This is a genomic window from Nonomuraea sp. NPDC003201 (assembly GCF_053590415.1).
The window spans coordinates 23,819-40,907 of sequence record NZ_JBSFTC010000054.1 but is presented as its reverse complement, the minus strand read 5'-3'; the positions used below and the strand labels follow the sequence as shown (position 1 = coordinate 40,907).

Annotated in this window: 19 protein-coding genes; 2 read left to right on the top strand and 17 right to left on the bottom strand. The window is 66.0% G+C overall.

Going from position 1 to position 17,089, the window contains the following annotated elements; all coding sequences use genetic code 11:
• Positions 1 to 80 precede the first annotated feature (80 nt).
• The 10 genes from ACWDX9_RS21170 to ACWDX9_RS21125 all read right to left on the bottom strand — a co-directional run bounded on the left by ACWDX9_RS21170 (position 81) and on the right by ACWDX9_RS21125 (position 7,427).
• Positions 81 to 1,406, bottom strand: coding sequence for a hypothetical protein (locus ACWDX9_RS21170; protein ID WP_449956428.1), 1,326 nt, complete (start codon positions 1,404 to 1,406; stop codon positions 81 to 83).
• A complete protein-coding gene (locus ACWDX9_RS21165; RefSeq protein ID WP_449956425.1) occupies positions 1,403 to 2,326 on the bottom strand; it encodes a bifunctional DNA primase/polymerase in 924 nt (307 codons plus the stop codon). The genes ACWDX9_RS21170 and ACWDX9_RS21165 overlap by 4 nt, the downstream gene beginning before the upstream one ends.
• A gap of 100 nt (positions 2,327 to 2,426) precedes the next feature.
• Complete coding sequence (locus ACWDX9_RS21160) at positions 2,427 to 2,660, bottom strand: hypothetical protein (RefSeq protein ID WP_449956422.1); 234 nt, start codon at positions 2,658 to 2,660, stop codon at positions 2,427 to 2,429.
• Positions 2,661 to 2,802: 142 nt separating this feature from the next.
• Complete coding sequence (locus ACWDX9_RS21155) at positions 2,803 to 5,022, bottom strand: cell division protein FtsK (protein WP_449956419.1); 2,220 nt, start codon at positions 5,020 to 5,022, stop codon at positions 2,803 to 2,805.
• Entirely contained in the window at positions 5,019 to 6,134 is a 1,116-nt protein-coding gene (locus tag ACWDX9_RS21150) for a DUF2637 domain-containing protein (protein ID WP_449956416.1), read from the bottom strand. The genes ACWDX9_RS21155 and ACWDX9_RS21150 overlap by 4 nt, the downstream gene beginning before the upstream one ends.
• Positions 6,131 to 6,352 (bottom strand): hypothetical protein, encoded by a 222-nt coding sequence (locus tag ACWDX9_RS21145; protein WP_449956413.1) that lies wholly within the window; start codon positions 6,350 to 6,352, stop codon positions 6,131 to 6,133. Before ACWDX9_RS21145 ends, ACWDX9_RS21150 begins: the two co-directional genes overlap by 4 nt.
• On the bottom strand, positions 6,349 to 6,525 hold the full coding sequence (locus ACWDX9_RS21140) for a hypothetical protein (protein WP_449956410.1): 177 nt from the start codon (positions 6,523 to 6,525) through the stop codon (positions 6,349 to 6,351). Before ACWDX9_RS21140 ends, ACWDX9_RS21145 begins: the two co-directional genes overlap by 4 nt.
• Positions 6,526 to 6,703: 178 nt before the next feature.
• The gene (locus ACWDX9_RS21135; RefSeq protein ID WP_449956407.1) at positions 6,704 to 7,003 is read right to left on the bottom strand and encodes a WhiB family transcriptional regulator; all 300 of its coding nucleotides are present in this window, start codon (positions 7,001 to 7,003) and stop codon (positions 6,704 to 6,706) included.
• Positions 7,000 to 7,209 carry a hypothetical protein gene (locus ACWDX9_RS21130; RefSeq protein WP_449956404.1) on the bottom strand — a complete coding sequence of 70 codons (210 nt, stop codon included), beginning with the start codon at positions 7,207 to 7,209 and terminating at the stop codon, positions 7,000 to 7,002. Before ACWDX9_RS21130 ends, ACWDX9_RS21135 begins: the two co-directional genes overlap by 4 nt.
• 86 nt (positions 7,210 to 7,295) lie before the next feature.
• Complete coding sequence (locus ACWDX9_RS21125; protein ID WP_449956402.1) at positions 7,296 to 7,427, bottom strand: hypothetical protein; 132 nt, start codon at positions 7,425 to 7,427, stop codon at positions 7,296 to 7,298.
• 499 nt (positions 7,428 to 7,926) lie between these two features.
• On the opposite strand from ACWDX9_RS21125, the gene ACWDX9_RS21120 reads away from it, so the two are divergent.
• On the top strand, positions 7,927 to 9,144 hold the full coding sequence (locus ACWDX9_RS21120) for a hypothetical protein (protein WP_449956399.1): 1,218 nt from the start codon (positions 7,927 to 7,929) through the stop codon (positions 9,142 to 9,144).
• A 4-nt stretch (positions 9,145 to 9,148) separates the two neighbouring features.
• Here the strand turns inward: ACWDX9_RS21120 and ACWDX9_RS21115 are convergent, their stop codons facing one another.
• Complete coding sequence (locus ACWDX9_RS21115; protein WP_449956396.1) at positions 9,149 to 10,063, bottom strand: phosphotransferase enzyme family protein; 915 nt, start codon at positions 10,061 to 10,063, stop codon at positions 9,149 to 9,151.
• Between the two features lie 3 nt (positions 10,064 to 10,066).
• Entirely contained in the window at positions 10,067 to 10,552 is a 486-nt protein-coding gene (locus ACWDX9_RS21110) for a GntR family transcriptional regulator (protein WP_397238075.1), read from the bottom strand.
• 632 nt (positions 10,553 to 11,184) lie between these two features.
• Here ACWDX9_RS21110 and ACWDX9_RS21105 point away from each other — a divergent pair.
• Positions 11,185 to 11,613, top strand: coding sequence for a GntR family transcriptional regulator (locus ACWDX9_RS21105; RefSeq protein WP_449956392.1), 429 nt, complete (start codon positions 11,185 to 11,187; stop codon positions 11,611 to 11,613).
• Between the two features lie 381 nt (positions 11,614 to 11,994).
• Here ACWDX9_RS21105 and cas6e read toward each other — a convergent pair whose 3' ends face one another.
• Genes cas6e through casA form a run of 5 tightly spaced genes read right to left on the bottom strand, consistent with a single transcriptional unit; the run spans position 11,995 to position 17,083 of the window.
• Positions 11,995 to 12,666 carry a type I-E CRISPR-associated protein Cas6/Cse3/CasE gene (gene cas6e / locus ACWDX9_RS21100; RefSeq protein ID WP_449956389.1) on the bottom strand — a complete coding sequence of 224 codons (672 nt, stop codon included), beginning with the start codon at positions 12,664 to 12,666 and terminating at the stop codon, positions 11,995 to 11,997.
• Positions 12,657 to 13,388, bottom strand: a complete 732-nt coding sequence (cas5e, locus tag ACWDX9_RS21095; RefSeq protein ID WP_449956387.1) for a type I-E CRISPR-associated protein Cas5/CasD — start codon at positions 13,386 to 13,388, stop codon at positions 12,657 to 12,659. The genes cas6e and cas5e overlap by 10 nt, the downstream gene beginning before the upstream one ends.
• Entirely contained in the window at positions 13,385 to 14,515 is a 1,131-nt protein-coding gene (gene cas7e, locus ACWDX9_RS21090) for a type I-E CRISPR-associated protein Cas7/Cse4/CasC (protein WP_449956384.1), read from the bottom strand. Before cas7e ends, cas5e begins: the two co-directional genes overlap by 4 nt.
• Positions 14,512 to 15,117, bottom strand: coding sequence for a type I-E CRISPR-associated protein Cse2/CasB (gene casB, locus ACWDX9_RS21085; protein ID WP_449956381.1), 606 nt, complete (start codon positions 15,115 to 15,117; stop codon positions 14,512 to 14,514). The genes cas7e and casB overlap by 4 nt, the downstream gene beginning before the upstream one ends.
• Positions 15,110 to 17,083 (bottom strand): type I-E CRISPR-associated protein Cse1/CasA, encoded by a 1,974-nt coding sequence (casA, locus tag ACWDX9_RS21080; RefSeq protein WP_449956379.1) that lies wholly within the window; start codon positions 17,081 to 17,083, stop codon positions 15,110 to 15,112. Before casA ends, casB begins: the two co-directional genes overlap by 8 nt.
• Between the last annotated feature and the right edge of the window lie 6 nt (positions 17,084 to 17,089).

The window sequence follows — 17,089 nt, the reverse complement described above, 5'->3', positions numbered from 1 at the left end:
CCGAGTTCTTTCGTGGGCGACGAAGGAAGATGCGATCCACGCCGAGCGCGTTTTCGCTGATGAGAGCTGAGTCATGTCGGTCATGAGGGCTTGTTTCTTCTTTCTTCGTCAGGGCTGGTACGGCGGTAGCGGACGGACGGGCGGCCTCCGGTGGGTGTGGTGAACGCCTCGTACTGGCTCGTGGCCGTGAGGCTGGCCAACAGTTCGGCGAGGGTCTGTTTGGGCACGTTGCGGGAGAACAGTGCACTGATCTCTGATCGGGTCAGCCCGGTGTCGGCGGCTTGATCGAGGGCGCGACGGATGCGGTCGATCTTCGGGTCTCGCATCTGCTTGTCGAGGACGAAGATGGCCGAGGCGATGGAGTAGCGGACCAGGGCAGCGGCAGCTTGAAGGTCGGCGGAAGTGATGTGAGCGCGGGCTTCGAGGGCGGCGTACAGAGCCGCGATGCGCAGGCAGTACGGGGCGGAGCGGCGGGTGAACTCGGTCCAGGCGTGGTCTTCGTCGTCGGCGGCGGTGAACTCCTCGTACAGCTCGGTCGACCACAGGGCACGGGCCTTCTCGTCGAGGGCGATGCGCTTGATCTGGCGAGCCTGCTTGATGGCGTCGTGGAGCTTGCCGCTGAGGCTGGCCAGGAGATCGGGTGCTACCCCTTCGGGGATGGGCAGGCGCTTGGAGCGCTCAACGTAGATCGGTAGAAAGCGGTTGTAGGAGCCGCCGGCCATGTCCGCCTCGGCCAGCCGCATGCGGAACTCTTTCGGCGTGATGTGGCCGATGATCGCGATGTGCGGGTTGGATGCCCGGTAGGCGTTGCGGGTTAGCACGGCGAGCGTGCGGCCGTCCCAGGCCTGGCGGAGCATGGTGCCGAGCGTGGAGCCCTCGCGCTTGGCGCGGGCCATGACGGTGGAGAACTCCGGCTCGGTGACCGACAGGCGCTTGTCCATCGTGCCGCCGGGGTCGTCCGGGCTGTCGGGGTCGCGGATGCGTTCGATCAGCCCTTCACCGGAGGACAGGCCAGTGACGCAGAGATCGGCGTAGCCGATGCCGGCGTGGTGCAGGAAGATCTCGGCGGTGTCGGTGGCCTGGCCTTTGCGGCCAGAGCCGGTGCGGCCGAACAGCAGCGGCCAGATCAGGAGTGGGTGGCGGGTGTTGCCGATCTGAACGAACGGGCCAGGGCCGATGACGGCGCCACAGGCCGACAGGGCGGAGACCAGGACGCCCGCAGGATCGGCCTCGGTGGACGGGTCGGCGGCCTTCACCAGCTCACCTGGCAGGCCATAGAACATGGCGGGGGCGGCGGCAGGAGCAGGTGCGGGTAGGCCGATGGTCAGGTCGCGGTGCAGGCGGGCGATGGTGGCATTAGCGTCGAGGTTCTCCAGGATGGCGTTGGCGTCGAGTGGGTTGGTCATGCGATCCCCCGGCGTGGCTGGCGTGCTCCGGAGGTGAGGCCGGAGCGGATGGTGGCCGTGGCCTCTCGGGGGGACAGGCCGATAGCTTGAGCGGCGGTGTGCAGGGCGTCCTCGGTCAGGCGGTGCGGCAGCAGGCCCGTGGCGACGAGCTGGCCGAGGGCGAAGGCTGCGGCGTTCAAGGTGTGGTTGCGGGTGCCCGGCGTGGCGTCGAGTACGTGCTGGAGTTCATTGCGGAGTGCGGCCAGTGCGTAGCCGGTCGATTGAGTGCCGAGTGTCGCCAACACGTCGGAAGCCGTGAAGCGGATCGATGGCTGTTCGGGGGCCGGTGGTGTGAGGCGTTCGGCGAGCCAGTGCGGCAGTGGTGCGGGGTGGATGGTGTGAATGGCGTCGTAGGTTCCCGTGCCGTCGGGCAACGTGACGAAGCTGCCGGAGCCGACGACGTACCCGCCGGTGGCGCGGGTGTCGATCAGCCAGCCGAGCCCTTGTCCCTTGGCACCGGAGGTGTTGCCGAGCGTCAGCCCCTCGGGAGCGGTGAAGTACAGGTGCGTGCCGCCGCGGCGGGTGCGGACCTGGAAGGTCTCCAGGGGTAGCGACTGGCCGGCCTCCTCGCACAGCAGGGCCAGGACGTCGGCCCCGTCGTTCACGCCAGGCTGGTTCCAGGGCGGTGGTGGCTGCTCACCTGCCTTCGGGGTGTCGAGGTCGATGACGACCAGGCGGGATGGACCGGTGGCGATGCCGATGTTGAACGCGGTGCCGCTCCAGAAGCGGCTGATGATGTCGGGGTCGGTCGTGTGGTGCTCCTTCCACTTCCAACCCTTGAGCGGTACCTTGTCCCCCGGTGTGAGCGGGAAGACGTGCCAGCCTCGGGCGGCGGCAGCCAGCGCGTAAGACCGCGCCTGGCGGGGCGGATGAGGTGTCATGCTGGTGGGTGCTCCTTGAGTCGGCCCTGCGGGGCCGGTGATCGGTTGGGGCATGGCCCCGGCGTCGTGCTTGGTGGCTGTGCGCCGGGGCCGCTCGTGGTTACCGGCCGTCGTGATGCAGGTGGCGGACGTAATTCCAGAGGTGGCGGCCGAAGCGCAGGCGTAGGCCGGTGGCGTCGCAGCGGCGGCAGTACCGCGCGCCGCCGCGACGGTGCGGGATGCGGCCTTTGCCTTCGCACTTGCGGCAGCGGCCGAACGGGCTCAGGTAGCACCGTGAGGCGTAGCAGAGGGTGCTGATGATCGTGGTGATAGCGACGAGGAGAGCAGGGTGCACGACAGCCTCCAGGGCCGGTTTTCGGGCATGGTCGAGGAGAGCCGCTAGCGTGCTAACGGCCTGGCCAGGGCTTGTTTCTGGTGCTAGCGGGGGTGCTAGCGCTAGCAGAGTTGGCTACTAGCGCTAGCAGCCCCGTGGCGGTTCAGCCGGAGCGCTTCTGACGGTTACGCTCGGCGATGGCCTCGGTGAGATCGTCCAGACGGATGCCGCGTCGGGTGACGGGCTTACCGTCGATACGGCGGCCGATATCGCCCACGCGCAGCCCGTGCGGCTTGAGGGCACTGGTGAGTTGTTCGGACTTCCAGCCGGTGTAGACGTCGGGTCGGAGTTCGGTCAGGCGGGTGCACAGGGCTTCGTTCCAGGCCGCGTTCTCTCCGGCGGGCCAGATCTCGGCGAGGTCGGCCAGGACGTTGAAGACGGGTGCGTCCTCGCGAGCCTGGGTGCCGGGCTCGGGCAGGGTGCCGGCCAGGCCGCGGAGCCGCTTGGCGCGTTCGATGACCTTGTCGGCGTCGTTGGTGTCGAGATAGTAGGAGCGGCGGGCGGCGGGCTTGCCGAGGCCCGCGAGAATGCCCCATCCGGCCTCCGCCACCGGCTGGAACACCGTGGCACGGTAGCCCTGCTTGTACATGGAGGTGCCGAGGATCATGTCGTTGGCGGTCTGGTCGGCGACGCTCATGCAGTAGCGGGTGTTGACGTTGCGGGTGATGCCGGTCGGCAGGCTGTCCTTGTCCGGGATCTGCGTGCCCAGGAGCAGGATCACGCCGAGGGCGCGGCCGAGCTTGATGACCTTCTCGCAGATCTCCCCGGCTTCCTTGCCGTACTGCGGGTGCAGGAACAGCTCTTGGATCTCGTCCACCGCCACGATCAGCGGGTGCAGGCCAGAGCCCTTGAGCGAGGCCAGTTCGGGAGTGACCTTGTTCTCGGGAGCCTTGCCGAGGGCGTGGTAGTGGGCTATGCGCTTGGAGCGGCGTTCGCACTCCTTGTACAGCCAGGCGAACATCGCGGCGCACCGGGCGATCGTCTCGTCATCGAAGCCGTTGCCGTACTCGGTGCAGACCGGTTCCAGGACCTTGAAGTCTCCTACTCCCTTCAGTTCGTAGATGCGCAGCTCGGCGCGAGGGTCGAGGGCGGCGGCCAGGACCGCGAGCCTCAGTCCGAACGTCTTGCCGGAGCCGGGCTGACCGCCGACGAGCCAGTTGCGGAACACCAGCTCGGCGTTGACGGTCTCCATGCGCGGTGTCGTAGCGAACGGGAACGGCTTGAACACGTCGACCTGGCCGTCTCGCAGTAGCGGCCAGGGCGGCTGCTTCATCTGTGAGGCGGGTTCGTAGCCGACCCACAGGGCGAGGCGGCCGGGGTGGCCGGCGGCCGGTTCGGGCCAGACCTGGTCCATGGGGAGCCGCATGGCCGAGGCGAGGCGGCCTCGGCGGGCCACCACCTCCGCGGCTTCCACGCCGAACGGCAGGTCGATGATGGCCAGGTGGCCAGGGCCATCCCGATGGATTTCCTGCGGGAAGCTGATGGCGTTCGGGTCCTTGCTGACAGCCTGGGTAATGCCGGAGATACCGCAGTGCAGCAGCGCGCGCCGTACCAGCTCGGCGGTGAGCTTGCGGTAGCGCGGGCCATCGCTCACACGGTCGGTGATCGGGTTGTCGGCGGGTCGTCCGGCTCGGGCCAGCAGTGGTACGCCCAGGACCAGCGCGCCGAGGCGCAGCCAGCCGGGCACATCGGCAACCAGGAAGGCCAGCACGCCCACCAGGGCGACGATGGTCAGGGCCAGAACGATCGACCAACGCCAGCGGGACTGGCGTTGGCGCTGCCTGTCCAGCTTGAGCCACATCTCGGCGTCGTTGCGATCGGCGGCGTACTGGCGAAGCGCCCAGTTGCCCTCTTCCGCCGTCGCCCAGTGCAGCAGCCGGCCGATGGACTTGAAGACGCCCGGGATTGCGTACCAGAGCATCTTGACCAGGTACTTCGGCGAGCGAGCGCCGTGGTAGCCGAGGACGTATGCGGCGTCGCGGAACTGCCAGGCGATCATGGCTCGGATGGACTGCCAGGTGCGCAGCCATGCCGGGATGATCGGCGCACGGCGACGCTTGACCGAAGTGGCGACCGGTGCGGCGTCCTCGTCGGGCGGGTCGACCGGCGGGCCGATGACCCGGTCGGTGATGGCGATCGTCTCGCGGTCGAAGAAGTCGTCGTCCGATGCCGGCTCGTCGGTCTGGCGCGTACGACGTCGGGAGTCGAGCGGTACGACCTCCGCGTCGCTGTCTTCGGTCTGAGCGCGGTCGGTCCATTCGAAGCCGTCGAGTTCGTGGCCGGGTGCCGGACGGCGGTCGAGCTCGTCTGGGTCGTAGGTCAAGATGAGTACACCTCGTGTGCCTTGGCGGTAGCGGGGTGGCGGGGCGCGGCCACTGTTCTTGGCGGAGTGGAGGCCGTGCCCTGCTTCTGCGACGGCGCACGGTCGGACCGCGCTTCGTCCGGTTGTTCGTCCGCGGTCGGGGCCTCCGGTCCGTCCGCCTCGGCGTCGGCGGTCGGTCCGGCGGTCGTGGTCCGGTCTGGCGGTGATTCCGTCCGTAGGCGGGCCAGGAGTGCCCCGGCGCGGTCGGTGGAGACAGACTGGCCGGTCTGCCGGATGGCGTCGCGGAGCCGGTCGCGGGTGAGCGGGATTCCGCGCGTCTCGTGGTCGGCGGCGACCTGCCAGCCGAGCGGCATCAGATCGTCCACGTCGGCGCGAGATCGTTTTGCGGTCTTCTTCGCGGCCCTGTGCTTGGGTTTCGGCGGCAGCGCGGGACGCTCGGCTACCGGTGCGAGTTGGACGCGGTCAGGCGCCAGCTCGCCGAGCCGGTAGAGCGCTCGTTCGCGGCGCGTGGCCTTGAAGCGCCACAGCCAGCCGTACCGGTCCTGTAGGTCGGTGCGGGCGAGGATTCGGTCGCGCTCACGGTTGAGGGCGTTCGGGTAGGAGCGGATCTCCCACAGCACCATCCGACGCCACAGGGCGAAGGTGGACGGGAAGGCGAGCAGCCACCGGGAGAGCCGGATGGATTCCATGTGGTCGGGCTTGGCCAGGTCGGCGCGCTTGCGGATGGCGTACGCACCGACCTCCACAGCCACGACCCACAGGCCAGGGAGCATGGCGTGAGCGACGATCCCGAACAGGGTGTCCTCGCTGGCCACGTTCAGGTAGACAGTGGCACCGGTCAGCGACCAGGGCACCAGCCGTAGCAGGCGGAGGCGCATGCCGAGTCGAGCTAGGACGATGTCCAGCGCGGAGAAGACGGCGATGCCTAGGTCGATACCGAGTGGAACGATCCAGGCGAACCAGCCGAAGGACGTCACAGCCGCCTCGGCCACTGTGGCGAAGCTGATCACGAACCCGAGCAGACCCAGGCCAGCCACGGCAGCCGCGGTGACCGAGATGGCGGTCTGCTCGCCTTCGCTCAGCGGGCGTGGTCCGTAGATGGTGGCGGTCATCGGCCCCACCATCCCCGGCAACGCGGGCAGCCTGGGCGGTCGCACCAGTTCGCACGGTGGCTGGACCAGATACGGAGCACCTTATCCGGCGATCCGGCCGCGTCGACGGTGAAGCGTACGGCCTGGCGCAGGCGCAGACGTTCCTGCGAGATGCGGACCAAGTCGCAGGAGAGGAACCCTGCGGTGAACGTGATCAGGTAGAGCAGAACGGTGATCATGCGGCCCTCCTCATCGGGGCTTGGATCTCGTGGTCGAGGTCTGCGGCGAATACGCCGCGGCGGCACGACGCGCAGTAGAACTGGACGGGGCCGCCGTCGAGCTGCGCCTTACAACGCGGGCAGCAGTTGATGGGCCACGGCGACAGGCGGGCGGTACGGGTCGGTTCGTGCATGGGACCTCCCTTCAGATGCCGGGCTGGGAGCGGGCGAGGATGCGGCACATGCGGCAGCCAGGTAGGCAGCGGGTGCCGTGTGCGGCACAGAGCTCGACCTGGCGGCGGACGCCGCAGCTACGGCACCGGTACGCACTGCGCGAGCGCTTGCCGCAGTCGGCGCACTGGAAGCGGGCCATCAGGCGGCCACCTTCCGCAGGTCGCGGAGTTCAACGGCAGTGAGGCCCGCCCAGATGCCGACCTCCGGGAGTACGGCCAGCGCGTAAGCCAGGCAGGCACCGCGGGCCGGGCATCGGGCACAGACGGTCTTGGCCTTCGCTTCCCGGGCGTCCCGCGTGTCCTCCGGCTCGGGCTCGAACAGGTCAGGGCCGGTGAAGAGCTCGGCATCGCTGCTCTCGCAGGCCGGGTTGGCGTTTAGCAGGTCGTCGCGGAGATCGGACAGTGCCTCGTCGCCCAGGACGGCGGTCACCTCGTTCATCGCCGCACTCCCAGCAGGCCGGCGAGGGCCTCGGCGACGGCGAGCCGGTGGCAGGTCGGGAAGACGGGAGGCGTCGGAGCCTCCTCGTCGGGCGCGATCTCCTCGGCGCCGCCGCAGACGAGGCAGATCCACTGGATGGACCTCCAGGTCACGCCGCGCATGGGCAGGTCGGATGTGGGCTGAATGTTGCTGGACCCGTGGGTCATGATGAAGACACCTCTTCTAAGGGGTGCCGGGGTGCGGATCAGGTTTGGCGACTTTGGGCCGCACCCCGGCTTCTTTGTTTGGCGTTTCAGCCGAGACCGCTGCTGAAGGTGGTCAGGGCTTGGGCGATCGTCAGTACGGCGTCCACGGCGGCGTTGACGGCAACTGCGGCCTTGTACGGCTGAGTGATCACAAAGAAGGCCGCGAGGATCATCAGCACCGTGGGCATGAAGCGTCGGGGCCGGAGAGCAGGCATTTGGTGGTGATCCCTTCTGGTCGCGGTCGGGCCTGTCTCTCCTGCCGACAGGCCCTCAATCTGAGATCCTGTCCTGTACAGGTATAGAACAGGCTTGGCAAGTCCGTCAAGCTTCTTTCGGGGCTCGCCGTGTTCGTGGCACCAGAAAACCGCGCAGGTCAGGGGGTACGGCAGCGTTCAAAAGACGGTGCAATTGAGCGAATGGGGGTGCACGGCAGCCTGGAGGGGGTGCAAACTGTCGGCGACATCTTGATCACCCAGGGTTGCTAACCCGCTGCGCGCCGGGAGTGCCATGAAGCTCCGAGAGCCGAATCACCAGCTCGCAGCGGTCATGACGAGAGCCGCATGCTCTAACAAGGCCCTCGCCCGGCGGGTACAGGACGTGGCCGTGAGCCATGGTGCGGACATCCGCTGCGATCACGTGTCGGTGAAACGCTGGCTCGACGGAATGCACCCCCGCGGAATGACTCCGCACTTCATCGCTGAGGCCCTCAGCCGGAAGCTCGGCGAGCGCGTGAGCGTCCGCGACATCGGCATGATGTACGCCGAGGCGACGCCGTTCAAGGCCGGCCAGCGCAAGCAGCAGGCCGACGGACTGACCGATGGGGTGACGGTCCTCGTATCAGGCGACCTCTCGGCCAACCCTCAGGTGGTCGAGAGCGATGTCTCCACGGACTCCTGGAACGACTCCATGGTCACGTGGTTGGTGAACCCCGTACCGATCCCAAAGCTCCTGACGGAGGGACGGCTGGTCACCGCGTCCAGCGTCGAGGCCGTACGCGAGACGACGGCGATGTTCGCGAAGCTGGACTACCGGTTCGGTGGCGGACACGCGCGGTCCACAGTGGTCCAATACATCGCCATGGAGGTGGAGCCGCTCCTCAAGCACGTCAGGCCGGACACGGCGCTCGGCAAGCAGTTCCTCTCCGAGACGGCGGCCATGCTGCGCCTCGCGGCCTGGATGGCGTACGACACCGGACGCCACGGCCTGGCCCAGCAGTACATGACCAAGGCCCTCCACCTGGCCCGCGAGGCCGACAACCGCATGCTCGGCGGCCGCATCCTGGCCGGCATGAGCCACCAGGCCAACTACCTCGGCCACTACGGCATGGCTGTGAACCTCGCACGAGCCGCCCAGATGGGCGCCCAGAACGCGGCCACGCCCACAGCCATGGCGTTGTTCAGCGCCATGGAGGCGCGAGCGCTGGCATCTCAGGGCGATGAGGCCGCGTGCAGCAGGGCGCTTGGAGAGGCCGAGCGCTGGTTCGGGCGGCGGACGCCCGAGGATGATCCGGTGTGGCTGCGGTACTTCGACGAGGCCGAGCTGGCGGCGGAGTTCGCGCACTGCTTCCGCGACCTCGGCCATCACCACCGGGCCCGCGATCGGGTGCTGGAGAGCGTGCAGCTCTCCGAGAGCCTCTACGTCCGCAGCCTGTCCTTCGTGCGGACGATCCTGGCCACGAGCCACGTGGCCGACGGCGAGCTGGAACACGGGCTCGCCGTCGCGCGCGAGGTGGTGACCACTGTTGCAGACCTGCGATCGGCCAGGACTCGCCGCTACGTACGGGACTTCGTCAAGCAGCTCATGCGTTTCGGGAACGATCCAAGAGTGCGCGAGTTCCAGACGTTCACCGAGACACGGCTCGCCCGAGCCCGTTCCGAGTCGAGCGCGGAGCGGTAGCCGTTCAGAACGGCCTCCAGACGCGCGGGAGGAGGTCGTGCCGCAGCGATGCCACACGCCGATCGAACTCTGCGCGGATCTCCGGGCTCTGGTCCACGTTCTGCATGAGCCACGTGGTCATCGTGGTCTCCCGGATCCGGCGCAGGGTGTGGAAGCCCGCCCATTCGGTGATGTCGAAGCCGTACGCGTCCACAGCCTGTGCGTACTCATCCGTCGACACCCACCGGAACCCCCTGAACGGGATGCCGATGCCCGTGCAGAGATCCCACTCACGCGGCCCCCAGGCGAACGCCTCGAAGTCGAGCAGGATCACGCGCCCATCCGTACGGCGGAGAAGGTTGTTCTTGTGCCCGTCGCCGTGGATGTGGCCGGCGGGCAGAGCGAAGTCGAGAGTGTTGTATTCGACGTAGAGGTCTTTGACCCGCTGGCGCAGGAACTCAAGGTCCTCATCCCCGACGCTGGAGGCGTTGTCCAAGCGATCCTCCACGCGAGCCAGCGGATCGAACAACGGCAGCACCAGATCCACCGGCTTCGGAACGTCGTGCAGTTGCCTGAGCATCACCACCAGATCGGCGAATCCTGGCGCCGGCCCGCCACTGTCCATGTACAGCCAGAACGTCACCACCCGACCCTCGTGAACAGCCGCCTGAGGACAGTCCGGGAACAGGCGCACACCCGGGAAGTCGGCTTCTTCCAGCCAGTTCGCAACCGCCACTTCCTTCCGGACATCGGAGAGGAGATCCACGCTCCGAGCGATCCTCACCACCACCGGTGCCGACACGAGGCGATAGAGCGCGTTCTCGCCGAGCCGTATGGGCACCGCCCCGCGGCTGTCGAGTCCGGCGTGCTCGCAGGCCGCGACGAGCGCTCTGTACGCGTCCTGCTGGCAGAAGCCTCGCGTGGTGGGGGTCTCGGTCATGGATCAGCCCTCTCTGCTCGTGTTGCTCGGTGGCGAACTGGTGGCCACGAAACGGCCCTTGCTGGGGATGACGACGATCAGGCCCTCCTGTTGAAGCAGTTCCAGGGCCTTGCGTACCGTGATGCGCGCCGTGCCGAACCTTTCGGCGAGGACAGGTTCACCAGGCAGTCGGACATCAGAAGGGAACTCTCCGGCTTTGATGGCGACGCGGAGTTGGTTGGCCACGTCCTCGTAGCGCGTGGCAGGCTTCGCGCCTTCTGCGGCCTGGCCTTGCACTCTGCGACCGCGACCCATCTGGCTCACGACGAGGCCTTCGCGTTCCAACTCCGCGAGTGCTTGCCGTACGGTGCCGCGAGCGACGCCGTACGTCTGCATGAGCGCCGTCTCGGACGGGATCATCCCGCCCGGCGGATACTCGCCGCTGGCGATCCGCTGGCGGAGATCACTGGCCAACGTGGCGTAGGCGGGCTGAGCTTTGCCGTGAGTCATGAGGCTCCCTTGCCGAGCAACAACGGACTCAAGGCTAGGGCGAGCACGGCTGCGCGGTAATGAGCGCCATCTCGGTGGACAGCGTCCCTTCTTGTCTGCCCTACGGCCAGTCCTGGACTGGCGCAAGCGATCTCGCCGCTCGCGTACCGCGCTGAGCCGCGCGCGGCGTGCGTCGTGTGGCACTGGAGGCAACGCCGTCAACGGGCCTCACCCGAGAGAAGCAGGCGCCAAAGAGGGGATGCTTGAGCCCATCGCCAGGGGCCGGCGTAGGCGACGACGGAGGGAGCGCTTCGGTCGGTGCGGCGGAACAGATACGTACCGCCAGTGCCCAGCAGCTCGTAGGCGACCTCCGAGCACGCACAGGTGTAGTCGAGAACCCGCTGGTGGGTCGAATGATGGTCCTTGAGCCGGTCCCCTATCACCCAGTCAATGGAGATTCTCGGGGCGGTGACTCGCTCTGAGGGGTGGGCGGAGAACCCTGGACATGGCCAGTCATCCATCCGACGACCTGACGCTTTAGCCATTGAGCTGACCTCTCACCTCGCGGTGTGGCAATGTTCCTGCACGTAGATGCTTATGAGCATATGCCTACTAGACCATATGAGGTAGTGGTGTTGTGATGATGATCTACTGTGATCGACTTCGGTTCCGATCGACCAGTGCACCGCCAGCTCGCCGACATCATCCGCGAGGACATCGCAGCGGGGCGACTCAAGGCTGGCCAGGCACTCCCCTCAGAGACTCGACTAATGCAGCAGTACGAGCTCGGCCGCGTCGCCGTACGTCAGGCGCTCGGGGTGCTGCGCGGCGAGGGGCTGATCGTCACCGTGAAGCGTGAAGGCTCCTACGTCCGCCCGCAGGTGCCCGTTGAACGGGTCGCGGTGGAGCGCACAGCAGAGGTGACGGCCCGCATGCCGTCGCCCGACGAGCGGAAGGAACTGGACATCCCCGAGGGCGTTCCGGTGTTCGTCATCAAGCAGCCGCGTAAACGAAACCGAGTCCTGCCAGCGGACCGAACGATCCTCGTTTGGGACATCCCGTCTCAGGGGGACCCTGGCTAAAGCATCGGGGTGCAGCGCATCGCGGCACATATAGAGCAGTCCCAGGTGTACAAGGAGCGCTCTCAGTACAGCTCTGAACGCCACTGCGTGTGGACTATCTCCGCTCGGCTTCGCAAGGCGGGGATCGCAACAACGACGCGCGACATGGGCAAGGGCCCATCCCCGCGCACGCGGGGAGCACTCCTCGTCGTCGAAGTCGCCGTCGTCCTCCGTGGGACCATCCCCGCGTGCGCGGGGGGAACATAGGTACAGCAACTCCGACAGCGCGAGTGTCAAGGGACCTTTTTCGCGTGCCCGGGTAGCGCCCTTGTTGACCGCACTGTGGCCTCCGAGACGGAGTTGCCGCTCCGCGTTCCACGCACTCAATCTTGGATGAGGGGATCAGCTAGTCTGCGCTGGAGCGAGACTAAGGAGACCGCAGCCGTAAGCCTTGGCACGCCCGATGCCGTTGATCATCGCAGCGATAAAGGCAGCCGAGTCGGTGACAACAAGGTGTCCGTCATAGCGGACCGGATCAATGGTGACGCGCCGTTCCGCCCGTCTCTTCCCAACCAGCCTGGGGACCGGATTCGTGGCCACATCGGGCGCGCCCTGCCGACTGGAGGGGATGACGAAGCCATGCTGCTCCCCCTTGCCGATAAGCCATTCAACCTGCTGGGCAGGCCGCCTGAGCGGGACACGCTTCCGTTGCTCCTTGCCGTCCTCGACACGAATGCAGCGAGTCGGGTTGGCCATCAATCGGAACGCGAATTTCCGTCCTGGCGCGATGGCGTCGAGTACGGGCTGCAGGGAGCGAACCTCCGCCGGCCTTAAGAGCAACCCTTCGGGCAGACGGCCCCAATCAGGAGCCGTCTGGCTTTGGACATATTGCACCAAGCCGCCATTCGCGACGGTGTCGAGCCGCCAAAGCACGCCATGCTGGCTGCGGTACGTCGTAGTCGGTGGCAGCTCCGGGTACGCAGACATGATCGTTCTATGCATGTCATGAACGTCAGCGACATCGCGAAGAAAGGCGCGAGACCGCTGGTTGACGGTGAGCTTAGTCAGAAACACAACTTCTCCCCCGCAATAATCAGGTCGTCAGCCAGCGGGACCTCTCCGGTCCGGACGGTGCGCGGCGCGAAACGCCGGTTGCCATCGACAAAGCTGAGGGGATGGTCATGACGGACCTGCGCGTCAGGGATGTCGGGCGGACACTCCACGATGGTGCGGAGCCCAGGCCGGCTCGTCCGCCGTTTCATCGAGGCGCGGGCCTGGGGCGAACTCTCCAGCCACCCGTACCGGGCTAGCACCTCCTCGGCCGTCCGAGATGCTGGCCCTTCTCCTCTTGCAAGGAGCGGCCGAGCTGGGACGTACGCCTTGCGCCCAAAGGACAACCGCCAGTGGGGCCGTTCCACCGCCGCGGCCACTCTGGTCAGCAATCGCCCATCGCCCTCCAACACCACCAAAAAGAGCGCATCGGCTAGGTAGTATCGCCCGCTGACAACTGTGCGATGTCCCGTGCCCTGCGTGGTCGGGACGTTCTGCGTGACGTGGTAGTCGCACTCGACGATGCCCTCGCGGTCGACGCGCACAGCCAGGCGGAGCCGAGCCAGTTCGGCAAGGGCGGCGTCGTTGTTGCGATCGATCCCTAATGCTGCGCACAGCAGGCCCAGGACGCCCGACTTCGTCGGTTCGGTCATCGTGTCGCGGATAATCCCGCGCGACCTGATGCCCCATGACTGCATCGGCGCGTCGAAGCACAGTGCCAGCGACGTAGGACCGTCATGCATCATCCGCCGTTCTCCCCGGCACCGACGAGCACGCCCTTGGTGAAGGCGTCGAGACTTCCGACGACTTGCAGGCCCTCGATGGTGGGGATTTCTCCGGAAACGGACGCGGCCACGGCCGTACGGATCTGTTCACCGCCGTAGAAGCTGCGAAGCTTGCCGTAATGTTCAATGAGACGCCTGGTTGAACTTTCCATGATGTCGTTATCGACGACTGGCTTGAGGAAGGCGTTCGCCAGATTCCATGCGCCGCGTTCACGCACCACGCTCAGCAGGGTGTCGGGCATGGTGCGCGCCGCCATGGAGTTCTGTTTGCCGCTCGGCACAGCATTGATGAACGCCAGGAGCCACGCTCGGGCAGCGCGCTGCAGGAGATCAATGTCGCCTTGCAGGTTCTTCGCCAGTTGGGTCAGATCGACGTTGGCGTATCTGTAGTAGCAGGCGGAGTTGAAGTCGATCGTGCCGAGCATGTCGGCCCCGGACTCGGCATCCTGCTTCAGGTCATCGACTGCGGTGTAGAAGTCGAACTCGGTGGCGACGACGTGCGTCGAGATGGCGTGGGCGACCTGTGAAGCGGCATCGACGTTCAAATCCCTGTTGTCCGCGATCATCCGCCCGAACAGGGCGATGTCTGCGGCTCGACCGGCGTCCAGAATCCGACGAGCCTCAGCCTGAGCAGCCTTGTCCGGCTTGATCTTCGCCTGCTGGGCTCCCGTCTTGGCAGCGGCGAACGCCTGCAAGGAATCCCAGCGTTCCTGGCAGTAGCTGATCAGGTGATCGATCGACTCCTGCCCGACGTACAGGAGATACTCCGTGAGCCCTCGGCCGGGGTCCAGCCCGAAGCCGAGTTGCTGCAAGGCAGCCATTGCTACGCCTCGCGCCTCCTCACGATCCCGTTCCTCCTCAACGAGACCGTCCACCACACTGTCGAGTAGACGCTTGGTTCGAACCCCTACCTCAGAGCTGTCCAGTCCGTACTCATTGAACAGCAGTCGTGCAGCGCGCTTGATGCTCTGGCTGGAGATGCGTCCACGGACATGCCCGCCGAACGTGGCTGTCTTTGGCTGACCCACGTCGTCTCGGTTGAGGTTGCTGACAGGGAAAGACTGGAGCAGGTGCAGCTCGATAATCATTGAGTTGTCTCCGGGGAATCGATGGTGGGCTGGTCCGAGCCCTTCGGCGTCGGCGCCGAAACCGGCATGTAGAACTCCCGAGCCCACATGAGGCGTACCATGCTCGCTTTGTCGCCACGGTGGTCCTTACCGAGCAGGACGATCAGGTCGTCCAGGAGCCGCCCGTAATGGACTGGAAGGTCATGCGCTGAGAGCAGCCTGACTGTCTGGCGCAAGTGGTGGGGCAGGGTCTGCTTATCCTTGGCCAGCAACAGAGACATACGCCGTCCGACTGCAGGGCTTTCCAGCTTCCTCTGCAGCCTCCCGAGAGACGCGCCAAGCGAGCGTGGCCCTCCCCCGCCCCTCCAATTCAACGGGTGCAGCGCAAACAGGCCACCTACAAGCAGCCACGTGTCGACTTCCGAGCTGTCCTGAGGCGGGTCCTGCTGAAACACAATCTCGTACGCCTGATACTGCCTGCCCTCAACAAAGCTGTGGCGCAGTCGCGCGAGCACCCTGCGCGCTTCCGACGCCCTTTGCGGGATATTCGAGCGCAACGCGTTCTCGAGGCCATAGAGGTACTTGATGTACGCGTCCCGCCGTATGGCGAACTGATCAGACATCCAGCTCCTCCGATCCAACGGCATAGGCCTTGATCTGGGCATGGAATAGGCGTTCCGCCTTTCGCATGCGAGACTCGAAGACGGCGTAATGCTTCCCGAGCACGATCATGGTCCGCCCCTCTGCCGGCGACCCGGCGACCCAACGATTCGCCGCCGCCATAGCAATCTCGATAACGTGCCGACCCCATGCTCGAGTAGCGGGCCCTTCCGAGCGACCAGCCGTACGAACCCTGCCCAGATCGATCAAGAGGGCTCCGAATGGCCGGGATAGGCGTGGCCAGTAGCCATGGCCGATGTCCGAGACGGGCTCGTGCCGAAATTCACGACGGTATTCGGCCTGAAACGAACGCAATGCAGAGCCCACCTCGTCAGCAAGAGCGATCGCACAGCCGATCAGCGCACCAAGGCTCTCGTCACGTGCTCGAAGCAGTGGAACAGGTGCGGGAACCTCCTCTTCCAGCCACGTCTCGACGACCGTCGCCTTTGAGTCCAGATGCTGTCCGAAGACACGGAGGGTGTAAACGGCATTTGCAGGCATGTAGTTGCTCCCAGCCAGCTCCGCTATCTGATCGAGAGCAGCGGGACGCTGTCGGTTCGTACCCTCCTCCCAGACGTCGGTCAGAAGGAGCTCGACGCTGTGGCGCCAGATGCCACGCAGGGGATTCAGCCTCACAGGCAGCATGGGGGCGTCCCGCTTGAACCGTCCTTTAGCGTCGGTGGGCCGCCGGAAGGCCGCCATCAACTCCTCATCCGGCAGCTGTGCGTCGAGCCGTGTCCCAGGCGTGATGACTACGCCGTCCACCACCCTGTTGTTGCCTGACCCTGAAGTGGACAACAAAACCCGCCTCGACGGCCAAGTCAGCAGGTCTGTCCAGCCTCGTACAGTGCGCTTGTCCGGTCTCGGCGATGGTCCAGTCTGCTCCTCCCAGACCGGCCTGTCATCGGGGGTGGTCATCCTCGGCTTCTCGTAGTCCGGCAGGTAGACCAGAGTGTTGAGAAGGATGGTCTCCTTGAGGTTCCTGCCCTCCACCAAGACGACTCCGAACCAGTTGCAGGGGGCTCGCTCCGATGACTTGTCCTTCTCGTACGGGGTCTTCATCCCACCTGGATCGAAGGCCTGGAGGGTGACCAGCCACCGGGCCGCCTCATGCGGCGTCAGCACAACCGTGTCCCCGGACGTGGTGTGGTCGAAGAGCGTCACGTTGTTGCCGACCGCGCGGTACGGGACGAGCTTGGCCGCAGTGGCGGGAGTCAGGGACCTCAAGTCGACACACTGCATGAATGGCACTTCCGGGTGGAACAGATCGAACCGATCCCGGTGACGCTCTAGATACTTACGTAGCGGATCAGCGGGGATGTTCTCTGCCTCCCACAGGTCTCGCCAAGCCCTCTCATTGGGCGGACCGTAGGCACGATGAAAGACCGCCAAAACAAGCCGATAGAGAGCCGCCGTCATCGTGGGGGCTTCTGCCGAGATTCGGCGGATCATGTGCGCCTCTGCGATGACGTCTACGAGCCCCTTCGCTGTGGCCCTACCGTCGAGTCCCACTACGGGAATCCAGGGTTGGGTCAGCAAGTCGAACGATGACGATCTGCCAAGCGGAGACTCTTCCTCGGCGTCTTCGAGCAAGAAGCCGAGGTCATCGCGATAACGCAGCGCATGGCCGCCTACTATGCACCGGTCCTCGGCCAGCAGTAGAGCCCTGTGCTTATACAGCCATGGAGATCTCTGGAAGAGAGATGGTACGGGAGTCGCGGCGATCGCTCGTACCACTTCTTCGGGTATATCAGCTGACACGGTCAGTTGGACGGAAGCGGCGAGCAGTAGTCGTAACGCGTCCTCGTTAGGAGAATCAGGCGCGGTCAAATCGACTGGACCGCCGCCAGAGACCGGAACAGGCCGACCATCCTGAGACACCCGGAACAGCACGACCTCGACGAGAGGGACGTCGTCGGAGCGCTCCACTGTGTG

Bases quoted from the DNA above. Each gene is read 5' to 3' on its own strand.
- ACWDX9_RS21170 (WP_449956428.1), bottom strand. From the start codon at position 1,406: ATGACCAACCCACTCGACGCCAACGCCATCCTGGAGAACCTCGACGCT.
- ACWDX9_RS21165 (WP_449956425.1), bottom strand. From the start codon at position 2,326: ATGACACCTCATCCGCCCCGCCAGGCGCGGTCTTACGCGCTGGCTGCC.
- ACWDX9_RS21150 (WP_449956416.1), bottom strand. From the start codon at position 6,134: ATGACCGCCACCATCTACGGACCACGCCCGCTGAGCGAAGGCGAGCAG.
- ACWDX9_RS21145 (WP_449956413.1), bottom strand. From the start codon at position 6,352: ATGATCACCGTTCTGCTCTACCTGATCACGTTCACCGCAGGGTTCCTC.
- ACWDX9_RS21140 (WP_449956410.1), bottom strand. From the start codon at position 6,525: ATGCACGAACCGACCCGTACCGCCCGCCTGTCGCCGTGGCCCATCAAC.
- ACWDX9_RS21135 (WP_449956407.1), bottom strand. From the start codon at position 7,003: ATGAACGAGGTGACCGCCGTCCTGGGCGACGAGGCACTGTCCGATCTC.
- ACWDX9_RS21130 (WP_449956404.1), bottom strand. From the start codon at position 7,209: ATGACCCACGGGTCCAGCAACATTCAGCCCACATCCGACCTGCCCATG.
- ACWDX9_RS21120 (WP_449956399.1), top strand. From the start codon at position 7,927: ATGACTCCGCACTTCATCGCTGAGGCCCTCAGCCGGAAGCTCGGCGAG.
- ACWDX9_RS21115 (WP_449956396.1), bottom strand. From the start codon at position 10,063: ATGACCGAGACCCCCACCACGCGAGGCTTCTGCCAGCAGGACGCGTAC.
- ACWDX9_RS21110 (WP_397238075.1), bottom strand. From the start codon at position 10,552: ATGACTCACGGCAAAGCTCAGCCCGCCTACGCCACGTTGGCCAGTGAT.
- cas5e (WP_449956387.1), bottom strand. From the start codon at position 13,388: ATGATGCATGACGGTCCTACGTCGCTGGCACTGTGCTTCGACGCGCCG.
- cas7e (WP_449956384.1), bottom strand. From the start codon at position 14,515: ATGATTATCGAGCTGCACCTGCTCCAGTCTTTCCCTGTCAGCAACCTC.
- casB (WP_449956381.1), bottom strand. From the start codon at position 15,117: ATGTCTGATCAGTTCGCCATACGGCGGGACGCGTACATCAAGTACCTC.